This window comes from Streptomyces minutiscleroticus (assembly GCF_014650875.1).
GTDB classification, from domain to species: domain Bacteria; phylum Actinomycetota; class Actinomycetes; order Streptomycetales; family Streptomycetaceae; genus Streptomyces; species Streptomyces minutiscleroticus.
In genome coordinates this window covers 1-11,753 of sequence record NZ_BMVU01000030.1, presented here as the reverse complement: position 1 = coordinate 11,753, position 11,753 = coordinate 1, and the positions used below count along the sequence as shown (strand labels likewise).

General features: G+C 72.3%; 10 protein-coding genes and 3 pseudogenes. 7 read left to right on the top strand and 6 right to left on the bottom strand.

Going from position 1 to position 11,753, the window contains the following annotated elements; translation table 11 throughout:
* Window positions 1-179 precede the first annotated feature (179 nt).
* Window positions 180-305 (top strand): hypothetical protein, encoded by a 126-nt coding sequence (locus IE271_RS43385; RefSeq protein WP_268256219.1) that lies wholly within the window; start codon window positions 180-182, stop codon window positions 303-305.
* 169 nt (window positions 306-474) lie between these two features.
* Here IE271_RS43385 and IE271_RS25480 read toward each other — a convergent pair whose 3' ends face one another.
* Complete coding sequence (locus tag IE271_RS25480) at window positions 475-1,137, bottom strand: pyridoxine/pyridoxamine 5'-phosphate oxidase (RefSeq protein ID WP_190192763.1); 663 nt, start codon at window positions 1,135-1,137, stop codon at window positions 475-477.
* A gap of 360 nt (window positions 1,138-1,497) precedes the next feature.
* The gene (locus IE271_RS25475; protein WP_190192762.1) at window positions 1,498-1,986 is read right to left on the bottom strand and encodes a MarR family winged helix-turn-helix transcriptional regulator; all 489 of its coding nucleotides are present in this window, start codon (window positions 1,984-1,986) and stop codon (window positions 1,498-1,500) included.
* 142 nt (window positions 1,987-2,128) lie between these two features.
* Between IE271_RS25475 and IE271_RS25470 the strand changes: the two genes are divergently transcribed.
* Both IE271_RS25470 and IE271_RS25465 read left to right on the top strand, forming a co-directional pair.
* Entirely contained in the window at window positions 2,129-3,289 is a 1,161-nt protein-coding gene (locus tag IE271_RS25470; protein ID WP_190192761.1) for a PP2C family protein-serine/threonine phosphatase, read from the top strand.
* A 688-nt stretch (window positions 3,290-3,977) separates the two neighbouring features.
* Complete coding sequence (locus IE271_RS25465; protein WP_190192760.1) at window positions 3,978-4,415, top strand: anti-sigma regulatory factor; 438 nt, start codon at window positions 3,978-3,980, stop codon at window positions 4,413-4,415.
* A gap of 67 nt (window positions 4,416-4,482) precedes the next feature.
* Here the strand turns inward: IE271_RS25465 and IE271_RS25460 are convergent, their stop codons facing one another.
* Window positions 4,483-4,878, bottom strand: coding sequence for a cupin domain-containing protein (locus IE271_RS25460; protein ID WP_190192759.1), 396 nt, complete (start codon window positions 4,876-4,878; stop codon window positions 4,483-4,485).
* A 52-nt stretch (window positions 4,879-4,930) separates the two neighbouring features.
* On the opposite strand from IE271_RS25460, the gene IE271_RS25455 reads away from it, so the two are divergent.
* A complete protein-coding gene (locus IE271_RS25455) occupies window positions 4,931-5,923 on the top strand; it encodes a helix-turn-helix domain-containing protein (protein ID WP_190192758.1) in 993 nt (330 codons plus the stop codon).
* A 176-nt stretch (window positions 5,924-6,099) separates the two neighbouring features.
* On the opposite strand, the gene IE271_RS25450 is transcribed toward IE271_RS25455, so the two are convergent.
* The 3 genes from IE271_RS25450 to IE271_RS25440 all read right to left on the bottom strand — a co-directional run bounded on the left by IE271_RS25450 (window position 6,100) and on the right by IE271_RS25440 (window position 9,886).
* Window positions 6,100-6,585 (bottom strand): MarR family winged helix-turn-helix transcriptional regulator, encoded by a 486-nt coding sequence (locus IE271_RS25450; RefSeq protein WP_190192757.1) that lies wholly within the window; start codon window positions 6,583-6,585, stop codon window positions 6,100-6,102.
* A 542-nt stretch (window positions 6,586-7,127) separates the two neighbouring features.
* A complete protein-coding gene (locus tag IE271_RS25445) occupies window positions 7,128-8,222 on the bottom strand; it encodes a hypothetical protein (RefSeq protein WP_190192756.1) in 1,095 nt (364 codons plus the stop codon).
* Window positions 8,219-9,886, bottom strand: coding sequence for a M48 family metallopeptidase (locus IE271_RS25440; protein ID WP_190192755.1), 1,668 nt, complete (start codon window positions 9,884-9,886; stop codon window positions 8,219-8,221). Before IE271_RS25440 ends, IE271_RS25445 begins: the two co-directional genes overlap by 4 nt.
* A gap of 209 nt (window positions 9,887-10,095) precedes the next feature.
* Here IE271_RS25440 and IE271_RS42270 point away from each other — a divergent pair.
* From IE271_RS42270 to IE271_RS25430, 3 pseudogenes are all read left to right on the top strand, one after another.
* Window positions 10,096-10,378, top strand: a pseudogene (locus IE271_RS42270) (MerR family transcriptional regulator); the annotation flags it as partial.
* Between the two features lie 6 nt (window positions 10,379-10,384).
* Window positions 10,385-10,756, top strand: a pseudogene (locus IE271_RS25435) (nucleotide disphospho-sugar-binding domain-containing protein); the annotation flags it as partial.
* Between the two features lie 783 nt (window positions 10,757-11,539).
* Window positions 11,540-11,753 (top strand): annotated as a pseudogene (locus IE271_RS25430) (RNA-binding protein); the annotation flags it as partial.

Genomic DNA, 11,753 nt, shown 5'->3' with positions numbered 1-11,753 from the left:
AGAGAAGAGGCTGCTCAGAAGCCGGAGCGAGGCGTCAGCTCGCGGCGGAACAGCCCGTGGTGGTGACACGCACGTAGTCGACGTGGCGGCGGGTCACGAGCACGGTCATGGGGCCAAGATAACCACAGGTGGTCAGCGCGCACCAGACTCCATGGTCGTTTCACCCGTCAGGAGGCGTGGTGGACGCACCTTCCACGGTGCGCTCTCATCCGGCCGTGGAGATCGCCGACCGGGCACATGCGGTGCTGGTCGGCCCGTTCCGGGTGAGCCGCCGCGCCGACCGGTTCGACCGGGCCCGCCGCTGATCGCCCTCCCCCGGCTCGCGTCCCCGGCCTTCGAGCACCCGCCCCTTCCCCGGTCCGCACACGGCTCTCCGCCCGGTCGGCAACGGACCGCCTCCGTACGGCGGTTGTCACATGTCCGCCGAGGCCGGCGCGCTGCTGCCGACGTCAGTATGTGTGGACCGGACAGGGATCAGGGCCACAGCATCTGCTTGGTCCATCCGTCGGGGGAGGACAGGTAGACGAGCCGGGTGTGGCGGCGCTGCTTGTCGCCCTGCCAGAACTCCACCGACTCCGGGCGCACCGAGTACAGCGTCCACCCTGGCGCCACGAGGTCCGGCTCGCTCTCGATCCGGGTGAGCGCTGCCTCCACCTGAGCGTCCCTCTCGGCCAGGTCCGCGAGCGGTTGCGATTGCCGGCCGAGCAGGGCTTCCGCTCGTGCCCCCGCGCTGCGGGCGAGGAAGTCCGCGGCGCACCGTTCGGGGGTCTCCCGCACCACCGGTCCGCGCACCCGGACCTGGCGGGCGAGCGGCGCCCAGTAGAAGGTCAGTGCCGCATAGGGGCGGGCGGCGAGGTCGCGGCCCTTGAGGCTGCTCGCGTCCGAGGCGAACTGCCAGCCCTCGGGGCTCACGTCCTTGAGGATGAGTACACGGGCGGTCGGATCACCGTCGGCGTCCGCCGTGGCCAGCGTCATGGCGTGCGGCTCCCGCACCCCGGCGCCCAACGCGTTGAGCAGCCACTCGGTGAACAGCTCGAACGGTGTGTCCGGTGCGGTCGACGGGTCGAAGCCGGGAAGCTCGCCGGCGAAGACCTCGATGTCCCGCAGCGTCTGACGCAGATGGGCCGCACCGGTCACGTTCCACTCCCCCAGCCTTGATGGCTCATGTCGAACCGAACCTATCAACCACGGTCCGCAAGCGGATCGTGGTCGCTCACGCCGCTGCCGCCCCGAGGTGTCCGACGAGATGGCCGTCCCCGAAGCGAACCGCGTACGGGCGAGCGCGACAAGGCCGGGGGCGCGCCTGTGACTTCGGTCGAGGAGGGCAACGAAGAAGCAACTGTTGCCGTTTGACAACTATAGTCGTAGGGCAACAGAGTGTGCCGTGGTGAACGTGCGTGTGGAGAGGCTTGAGATGTCCCGGTGGGCGGGCGCTGTCCGGTGGACCGGTCACCGGCACCGCGGCGTGCCGGGGAGCCCGGCGCCGCGCCCTGTGGTTCAGGCGGAACGGGTGTCGGCGTCGGTGCCGGCCTCGTGGTGGATCCGGGTCGCCGCGGCGCTGCGGAACGCCTCCAGGCCTTCGAGCAGTGCCTCCCGTTTCGCCGCGGGCATCAGGTCCAGCACCGCCCGCAGCTCCCGCTCCCTGCGCTTGCGCAGGTCGTCGAGGAAGGTGCGGCCCCGCTTGCTGAGGTACAGGTGCACCTCGCGCCGGTCGTTCGCGCTGACGACGCGTTCGACGAGGCCGGAGGCCTGCAGCCGGTCGCACAGCCGGCTGGTCGAGGGCGGTGTGGAGGCGAGGGAGTCGGCGAGGGTGCGCAGATTGATGCCCTCGTGGTGCTCGAGGATGAGCAGCACGCGCAGTTGGGAGGCGGAGGCGGGCGCGGTGGAGGCCCGGCCCCAGAGCACTTCCAGCAGCTCCGCGGCCGTCGAGGTCACGCGTGCGATCTCGTCGGTCTGTGGGCGGGGGCGGAAGGTACTCACGGTCACACTCTCGCAGACACTGGGACGGCTGACAGCGTACTAGCCGTGTGGGCTGACGGCAGAGGGCTTGTGCGGCCGCATGACCGCATCGCACGTCTCACTTCCCCGGACATTCCCCTAGGAGTCCGGCAAAAGATTGGTTTCTATCGTGAACAGATTTGTGGCCGCCGAGCGCGCTGTCCGTACGGCGGCTCCGCACGAGTTGCTCGACGCTGTCCGTCGTGTACTGGTCGAGCAGTATGCGGCGGAGTCCGTCGAGCTGCTGATGGCCGACTACGGTCTCACGATGCTGCAGCCGGTGTCCGTGCTGCCGCACACCCTGGAGCCGGTGTCGGTGCACAACAGCTCCGAGGGCCGGGCCTTCGGCGCCCAGGAACCTTTCATGGAGAGCGCCCCCGGTGGCCTGGTGCGCGCCCATCTGCCGGTCAGCGTGCGCGGCGACCGGCTCGGGGTGCTGTCGGTCGTACTGCCCGGCGGGGACCACGTGCGCGGCTGCCTGGAGGAACTGGCCGAGATAGCGGAGGTGCTCGCCCACGCGGTGATCGTGGCCGAACGGGAGACCGACCTGTACATGCAGGCCCGGCGCACGAACCGGCTCACTCTGGCCGCCGAGATGCAGTGGCAGCTGCTGCCCGGACGTTCCTGTGCCCGGCGCGAGTACGAGCTGGGCGCCCAGCTGGAACCCGCGTACGCCATCTTCGGGGACAACTTCGACTGGTCCGTGACCGCGGACCGCCTGCTGCTGTACGTCACCAACGGCATGGGCGAGGGCATAGAGGCGTCCCTGCTGACGAACCTGGCGGTCAACGCCCTGCGCAATGCCCGCCGGGCGGGCATCCCCCTGGCCGACCAGGCGGCACTGGCCGACCAGGCGGTCTACGCCCAGTACCAGGGGCGGCAGTACCTGTCGGTACTGATGTTCGACTTCGACCTCGCCACCGGACGCGCCTTGGTGGTGGACGCCGGCTCGCCCCAGATGCTGCGGCTGCGCGGCGGAACGGTGGAGCGGATCGACTTCGAGGCGCAGCTGCCGCTGGGCATGTTCGAGGAGACCGACTACCGCACCCAGGACTTCCAGGTCGAGCCCGGCGACCGGCTGGTCTTCGTCAGCGACGGGGTCTACGCCGTCGCCTCGCCCAAGGGCGAGGCGTACGGCGACGCGGCGCTGGCGCGGGCGATCCACGCCACGCGGCTGCTGCCCGCCGCCGAGGTTCCGCGCGCCATCCTGCGGGAGCTGACCGGGCACCGTGGCCAGCAGGCCCCCGACGACGACGCCCTGGTGGTCTGCCTGGACTGGCGGGGACGGTGACGGAAGGCCGCTGCGCACGGCCCGGCGCGAGGGGTGCTTGTTCGTGCCGCTCCCCGCGGTCTAATGTTTGTCATACGACAACTATCGGTTCAGTGGGTGCGCCCACCGGCGGAACGCGGAACCAGTGCAGCAGGGAGAGGATGCGGGTGTCGCAGCGGGACGCGACTCAACGGCCGGAGGCGCAGCGGGTCGGTACCTACTCGGCCGGCGCCGCGAGCAGATCGCTGAGCGCCGGACCCGAGCCCTCCCGTCATGCGCGGTCCTCACCGGCTCGTGCGACGGAGCGGTCGGGGCGTCCAAGGTTTTGGTGACCGCCCCGCCCGCCGTCGCGCCCTACGGCGAACCGGCGGGTACCGCGGCGCCCGGCTCCGGCACGGCCGGTTGCCGGCCGAAGCGCACGGCCGCCCCGTCAACGGTTTCCGGAGGCGGCCACGCCGGTGACCCGGCCCCGGGTGTCGCCGCCCCGCTGATCGGCGCCCTGAACAGCGCGCGCAGCCGGACAGTCCTGGAGAGCCTGCCGGAAGCGATCGTCGCCCGGCGGGGCGCGCCGCGCCGTGCCGAGGGCGCCGGCCGGACCGATGCTCACCGTCCATGGGCCGCGTACCACCCTCGGCGTCGAGGAAGCCCCGGCCCCGCCGGGCCGGGTTCCCCGCGCCGAACCGTCCCCACACCTGGAGGAGGGCGCGTCATGCAGGCCCGACTCGGCTTGACGACCAGGATCCCCATCGGCTCCGGCGCCGACCTCGCCGGCGCGAGACGCCGGATCCGCCAGATCGCGAACGAACTCGGATTCAACCTGATCCAGCAGACCAAACTGGTCACGGCAGCCAGCGAACTGGCCCGCAACACCCTCGTCCACGGCGGCGGTGGGCACATGGACATGACCGTGCTGGACGACGGGCGGACCCGTGGGCTGCGGCTGTCCTGCGTCGACGAAGGGCCCGGTATCCAAGACATCGACCTGGCCATGACCGACGGCTACACCACCGGCCAGGGCCTGGGACTGGGACTGAACGGCGCGAGACGCCTGGTACAGGAATTCACGCTCGACAGCCGGCCCGGACAAGGAACCACCGTCACCATCACCGACTGGGTTTCCGCACCGCCTTTCCCCCACGGCGAATGACGGGCCGTCGGCGGTCCCCGCCCCGTTCGCGGCAGGCAGGGGAAGGGCGCGCCCGGAGCCTGTCGGCTCAGGTGGTGAGCGCGTGCCCGGTCGTCGCGTCCACGTGGTCCGGGACCTCGTCGTGGCGATCGCCCACGGTCTGTGTCCCGGTGGGCTCGAACATGAGGATCGCGGCGCCGGACGGAGCGTAGGGCTTGTGCTCCGTGCCCCGGGGGACGGTGAAGACCGCTCCCCGCGGGAGCAGGACCGTGCGCTCCCCGTCGGGCTCGCGCAAGGAGATGCGCAGCTCTCCGTCGAGCACCAGGAAGAACTCGTCGGTGTGGTCGTGAACGTGCCAGATGTGTTCGCCCTCGACCTTGGCGATGCGGACGTCGTAGTCGTTGACGCGCGCGACGATGCGCGGGCTCCACAGGGCGTCGAATGAGGCCAGAGCTGTGCTGAGGGGGATGGGTCCGTTGCTCATGGGCTCATCCTGGGCCGTTCCGCACGGCCGGTGTGAGTGCTAGGAATCGCATATGGCGAAAGAATCCTCGCAAGCGGTTCACACGGCGGGCGTACACCGGGTCGTCGTGGTCGTGGACGAGAACTCCAACCCCTTCGAGCTCGGCTGCGCGACCGAGGTCTTCGGCCTGCGCAGACCGGAGATCGGCCGTGATCTCTACGACTTCCGGCTCTGCTCGCCCGAGCCCCGCACCCTGATGCGGGACGGGTTCTTCACGCTCACGGGGGTCGCCGGACTGGAAGCGGCCGACGCGGCGGACACCCTGATCGTCCCCAACCGCCCGGACGTCGAGGTGCCCCGCCGCCCCGCCGTGCTCGATGCCGTCCGGCGGGCGCATGCACGCGGCGCGCGCCTGATCGGCTTCTGCAGCGGCGCCTTCACCCTGGCCGAGGCCGGCGTCCTCGACGGCCGGCGGGCCACCGCGCACTGGCAGTGGGCGGATGCCTTCCGGGCCCGCTTCCCCTCCGTCCACCTCGCAACAGACGTGCTGTTCGTGGACGACGGCGACATCCTCACCGCCGCGGGGAGCGCGGCCGCGCTCGATCTCGGGCTGCATGTGGTCCGCCGCGACCACGGCGCGGAGATCGCCAACTCCGTCAGCCGGCGACTGGTCTTCGCCGCGCACCGGGACGGCGGGCAGCGGCAGTTCGTGGAGCGCCCCATGCCCGACCTGCCGGACGAGTCCCTGGCGCCCGTCCTGGCCTGGGTCCAGGAACGGCTGGACTCACCGCTGACCGTGTCCGACCTCGCGACGCGTGCGGCGGTCAGTCCGGCGACACTGCACCGCCGCTTCCGGGCGCAACTGGGCACGACGCCGCTGGCGTGGCTGACGGGGGAACGGCTCGCCCTGGCGTGCCGGTTGATCGAGCGGGGCGAGACCCGTTTCGAGGTGGTCGCGCGGCGCAGCGGGCTGGGCACCGCCGCCAATCTGCGCACACTGATGCGCCGCGGGACCGGCATCACTCCGTCGGCGTACAAGCGCCGGTTCGGGCCGCAGACGAAGTGACGGCGGGCCTGCCCTTCCGGCGAAAGGGACCCGACCGCCGACGCCGCTGTCGTCTGGCCGGGCCGGAGCGGCCGCACGAGGACCGCGACACCGAGCGAGCGGCCGGACGGGGGCCGCGACACCGAGCGAGCGGCCGGACGAGGGCCGCGACACCGAACGAGTGGCCGGCCCCGCCGTCACGCGCCTTCCGGCGGGAGGGAGCCGTCGGTGTTCTGCGTGGTCCGGAAGGCCCGCAGGCCGCGACGCAGCGCCACGCGCTCAGCCGGCCGCATCCCCTCCAACGCGGCCGTCAGCACCCGCATCCGACGTGCTGCCAGGTCCTCCATCACCAGGCGCCCCTGTGCGGTGAGGCTGAGCCGTACTTCACGTCGGTTACGCGGATGCACCGCACGCTCCAGCAGGCCGGCCGCCTCCAGCCGGTCACACAGCCGACTGGCGGTGGGGAGCCCCGCGCGCAGCCCGTCCGCCATGGCCGTGAGGTTGAGACCGGGTGACGCCTGCAGGATCCGCAGCGCACGCAGTTGATGGGCGGACAGGCGCAAGGCGGCCCCCTGAGCCGCCAACGACCACAGGTCCGTCAGAGCGTCTACGGCATCGGCGATCTCCAGCGCGATGGCCTGTGCGTCGTCACCCGAACCTCCTAATTGGTCGCCATGCGCCACAACCTGCCGCTTTCGGTCAGAGCCGGCGTGGCAGGTGCCACCGCCGTCCCCGCCCCTGTTACCCGAAGAGCGCAGGAGCAAGCAGCCACCTGTCTCCTTCTGTCCGGACCGCCGGGAAGTAACCCCACGCCGGTAGGACCCTCACGGGTGTCGCGGACCGGACCGTCGGAGCATCGCCGTTCCCGCCGAAAGCCGGCGGAGACCGGTCCTGACGGCAGCCGTCGTGGCCTTGACCGCCGCACTGCCGGACCTGAGCGCGGCTCTGCTGCCAGTCAACGGCAGGACCGCCGTGGGTGACACCGGACAGGGGCGCGTACGGACCCCTGTCCGGCTGCGACGGCCGCGCAGGCCGGGTGGAGGGTGACGTCCCACCCGGCCCGCGCGGCTCCGCCGTCCCCGGCGGTCCGGCGCGGCCGCATGCCCCGGCCGACGTCCGCGCCCACGCCGAGGCCGGGGAAGCCGGCCTGCGCGTCGGCTTCCCGACACCACGTGAGGGCGGCACTCGGCGCACGGTCGAGCGCCGCCCCGCATTCCGGCCGACGTCAGCCCGTGGCAGCGACCACCTGCGCCGACGAGTTGCGGATCTTGCAGTAGTACGCCGTCATGTCGGCGCCGCCGCCCCGGTAGCGCCAGGGCAGCGCGTTCACATGACCGTCCACGAGCCGGAACTGCTCGATCGCCATCTCGTCCCGGTCCTGCAGCGAGAGGTAGTACGCCAGCAGGTGGCGCAACTCCGGCAGCCGCGGATGGGCCGGGTCGGCCGCGGCCGCGTCCGCCAGGCCCGCGTCCACCCGGGCCACCATCTCGGGCGTTCGGTCGCCCTCGGCGTCGTCCGACTCGTCGTGCTCGAAGTGGGCGATCAGGGGGAGCACGGTCAGCAGGCTGCCCGGCGGAGCCTTCGCCGCGGCCTGCTCGGCGAACTCCGTCGCCAGCTGCTCGGAGCCGCGCCACTTCTTGCACCAGTACTGGAGCGCCCGCCAGTGCCCCTCGTAGTGGTACGGGGCGCGTGCGGTGATCTCCGCCCACAGCCTGTCCATCTCGGAGTGCGGGTAGCCCAGGCCGAGCGCCACCGTGATCTCCATGACGTAGGGCGTGGGGTCGTCGGGGTCGAGCGCCGCCGCCCGGGCTATCTCGTCGCGGGAGCGGTGCAGCATACGGTGGAAGCCCGCGAACTGCTCCTGCGTCGTGTACTCGGCCCGCTTGGCGCCGCGGATCCGCCCGGCGAGGGTGACCGTGCTGGTGGCCCGGACCACGGCGGCGTCCGGGTCGTCAGGGCGGGCCGACTCCCAGGCGAGGAGCCAGGTGTCGTCGTCCGCCGCCAGTCCGCTCAGCAGCCCGACGGCCATCGACCGCCGGTCCCAGTCCCGCCCGATGCCCCGCAGCAGCTCGGCCGCCGCGTGCCAGTCGCCGCCGCCCACGCGGCTCAGCGCCGCTTCCCAGCCCGTGGGCAGCGGGCCGGCGTGGCCGGTGTTCTGCCGGTCGGCCGGCAGCAGGCCGAGCTTCTCGGCCGCCTCGGCCGCGGCGTCCTCGTCATGGCTCGGGGAGAAGAACTCCTTGAGGAACACCCAGGCCAGCCACCCGAAGAAGATCAGTGTGGGTACGGCCAGGACCGCAAGGATCCACAGCACTACGGTCATCGGGAACTGTCCGTCTCTCGGTTCGCGGGGTCGGTCGGGGTGGAGGGCAGCAGGGCGCGCAGCGGTCCGGTGTCCGGGTGGTCGGCGACGGCGGCGCCCACAGCGGGGTCGATCAGGTCGCTCAGGGCCGCGTCGGACGGCGGCGCCGGTTCCCCCGGCGCGGGCAGCAGCCGTGCGGTGGCCCCCCGCTCCCAGGAGAACTCCCAGTGAAGGCGGGCGTGTGCGCTGAACTCGGCCAGCACCATGCGGTGCAGCGACTCGGTCAGGGCCGGACGCGCGAACTCCCGGAAGGCGCGCCCCTTCGCGGCCACCGCCTCGTCGGACAGCGGCAGTCGCCGCGCCAGCTGCCACAGCCGGCCGTCGTCGATCAGGTCGAGCAGCGCGGGCAGGGTCGGATGCGTCTTGGTGTACAGGGCCAGGGCCCGGTGCAGGGGCGTGTCGAGGCCCGCGAACTGGGTGGTCATCGAGCCGTTGAGCAGTTCCGGCCAGTCGGCCGTACGCCGGAACCGCCGCACCTCCTCCGTCAGGACCGCGTCCTCCAGCGCCGCCAGGGTCCGTTCGGGGTCGGACAGCAGACCGAGGGCGGCGCCTCTGCCCTCGTCGGTACGGTGGTCGGCGGGCAGGGCCTCGATGCGGCGGACGCGGTCGGCGATCGGCGGGTGGGAGTCGTACGGCGAGACGGGCTCGGTCGGCAGGTCGGTGCGCAACCCCGCCAGCTCCAGCTGGCGGGCGCTCAGCATCCGGCCGAAACCGCCGAACACCTCACCGCGGGGAGGCAGCAGCCCGGCCTCCTCGCCCAGGGTGACGTAGTGGTGCATGTAGAAGCCGAACGCGGCGTCCAGCACCGGGATCTCGCGCAGAGCCGAGGAGGTGGCGTCCCGGCCGGCGACCCGGGCGGCCGCGGCGTCGGCGGCGTACTCCTGGCGGCGGGCGCCGGCCAGCGTGGCGCGGAGGTACAGCTTGGCGTACGCGGTGTAGATCCGGGCCATCGCGCGGTACGTGATGCCCTGGTGCCGGGTGTCGACCTCCTTCGTCTTCCTGCCCTTGGCCGCGGCCTTGGCGTTCTTCCTCTCCTGCCGGGCCTGTTCCCGTGCCGCGGTCCTCCCGGCGAGCTCCTCGAAGTGCCCGATGACGCGCAGGATCTGGGCGCGGCCGCGCACGCCGAGGGCGGCGAGGCGGGTGTCGGCGTTGGAGTAGTGGCCCAGTTCGTGCGCGATGACCGATCGCAGCTGAGCCTCCGTCAGCCCCTGAACGAGAGGCACGCCGAGGTGGAGGCGGCGCGAGCCGGGCAGCAGGCCGAGCAGCCGGGCGTCCTCGGCGACGGCCGCGTTGACGTCCGGCGTCAGCAGGATGCGGGACGGGGCGCGGGTGCCGATCCGGTCGGCCAGCTCCCGAACGGTGCGCCACAGCACGGGCTCGTCGGCCTCCGTGACGGGCAGGCCGGGAGCCTCCTCGGCCTTCGGCGTCCGCAGCATGAACAGGCCGCGGGCCACCGGGATCGCCAGCAGCACGGACACGAGGTACAGCTTCACCGCGACGCTCGACGGGGCGTGCAGATACAGCAGCCAGTCGATGCCGGCGAGCACCGCCAGCAGCAGGACACCGAGCAGATAGAAGCCGGCGAGCAACAGAAGAGCGCGCAGCGCTCGTAGGGTTGCGCCCATCGGGCAGAGTCCCTCCCACGGGATGTCCGGTTGACGGAATCGGGTGCGGCGACACAGGTGCCGCGGCTGAGCACGGCCGGTGCGAGGCGGATCCGTGAACGGTCGTGATCAACGATTGTGGGGGGAAGCGGAGTATTGCCTACCGTGGGGTTGACGTGCAAGGCGTGTTCGCACCCCCTGACCTGGGGATCAGTGGACCGGCCCGGCGGATGCCGAACGGCGCCGGGACCGGTACCGCTCAGGGCCCGGCCCGCCGCTGCCGGGCGGTCGCGGCTTTCGCCGGGGTGACGGTGCGGACGCTGCGTCACTACACAAGGCGGGGCTGCTCTCGCCCGGTGATCGCAGTCCGGCCGGCCATCGGCTCTGCAGCGACGCCGACCTGGTGCGTCTGCAGCAGATCCTCTTCCACCGCGAGCTGGCTTCTCCCTGGAGGAGATCGCCACCGTCTTCGAGAATCCGCGGGCCGACGCCCTGGAACACCTGCGGGCCCGGCACACCAGTGCCGACGGCGACGACCTGCTCACCATCGGGGACGTACCGCACGCCCTGCTGTTCCCGCGGCCGGCCGCGGTGGTCCACCACGCCGGGGCCGGCACGTCGGCCGCCGCCCTGCGCGCCGCGGTGTCGGCGGTCCCCGTGCCGGTGACCGCCGACCAGCCGTTCTGGGCGAGACGACTCGCCGCCCTCGGCGCCGCGACCGAACCCGTTCCCTTCCGGGCCCTCACCGCCGAACGGCTCGCCGACGCCCTCGACCGTGTGGTGCGACAGCGGACATACGCACGAGCCGCTGCGGCAGCGGCACATCACATCGCGACCGGGGACGGAGCGGGCCACGTCCTCAAGGCCGTCCAGCAGTCGGCTCATGGGTAACGCCGGGATCGTCACCCCTCAAGGCCACCGGCTGCCCCGGTACACCCGGCGCGCCCTGCGCCGCTACGACGAGATCGGTGCGCTGTCGCCCGCGCCGGTCCGGACCGGCGCGGGCGGTCACCGCCGCTACGGGGAGCGCCGGCTCCTGCGGCCGCGGGAGAGCCTCGTGCCGCGGGTGCCGCACGACGGACGGGAGGCACCGGAGGTGAGCGGCGGTCCGCAGAGGTACCGGTCGCCCGGCCGTCCGGGCAGGGGTGGACGTCGGAGCAGGCGGACACCTACGACCGGTTGTGGCGGCAGTGGCGGGGCAAGGCCGCCGAGGTCCACGTGCACGCGTAGGGGAAGCGGTGCACCAGTGGGGTCGGCTGTGAGGCGCGGCAGGCGCTCAAGCGGTTGCCTCAGGTGCAGCCGGTGATGCCGGTGACGCCGGTGGGGACGTGCGGACCGGTGCCACGTCCGCGAGAACACCACTCCCGGACGCAGCGGCTCCGGTCACGCCGTGCGGACTGCCGCGCATGGACAGCCGGTCCGCCACGTCGCCCTGGGGTGGCCGTGAGGCGGTCTCCACCGTGACGGGACGGGGGTCTGGCGGGCGGGTGCGGGGGCGAGTAGACATAGCTATAGGTCAGTGCGTGGCCGGGTGGTTTCCACCCAGTCCCCGTGCGTGCTTGTCCGGTTGCGGTCGCTGACACCGACGATGCGGAAAGCGTTCTGACCATGCCTGCCCCTGCCTCTGATCCGCCGAGTGGGGAAGAACCCACTGTTCTTCCGCGTGAGCGGCGGGTGACGGCCGCGTTGATCGATCTGGCCGATGTGCTGGTCGCCGACTTCGATCCGGCGGAGTTCCTCTACCGGGTCACCGAGCACTGCATGGACCTCCTCGACATCAGCGACGCCGGAGTGATGCTCGCCGCGGCCGGCGCACCCCTGCAGCTGGTGGCCGCCTCCTCGGAGCGGATGCGGGCGGTGGAGCTGTTCGAGCTCGACGCCCGCACCG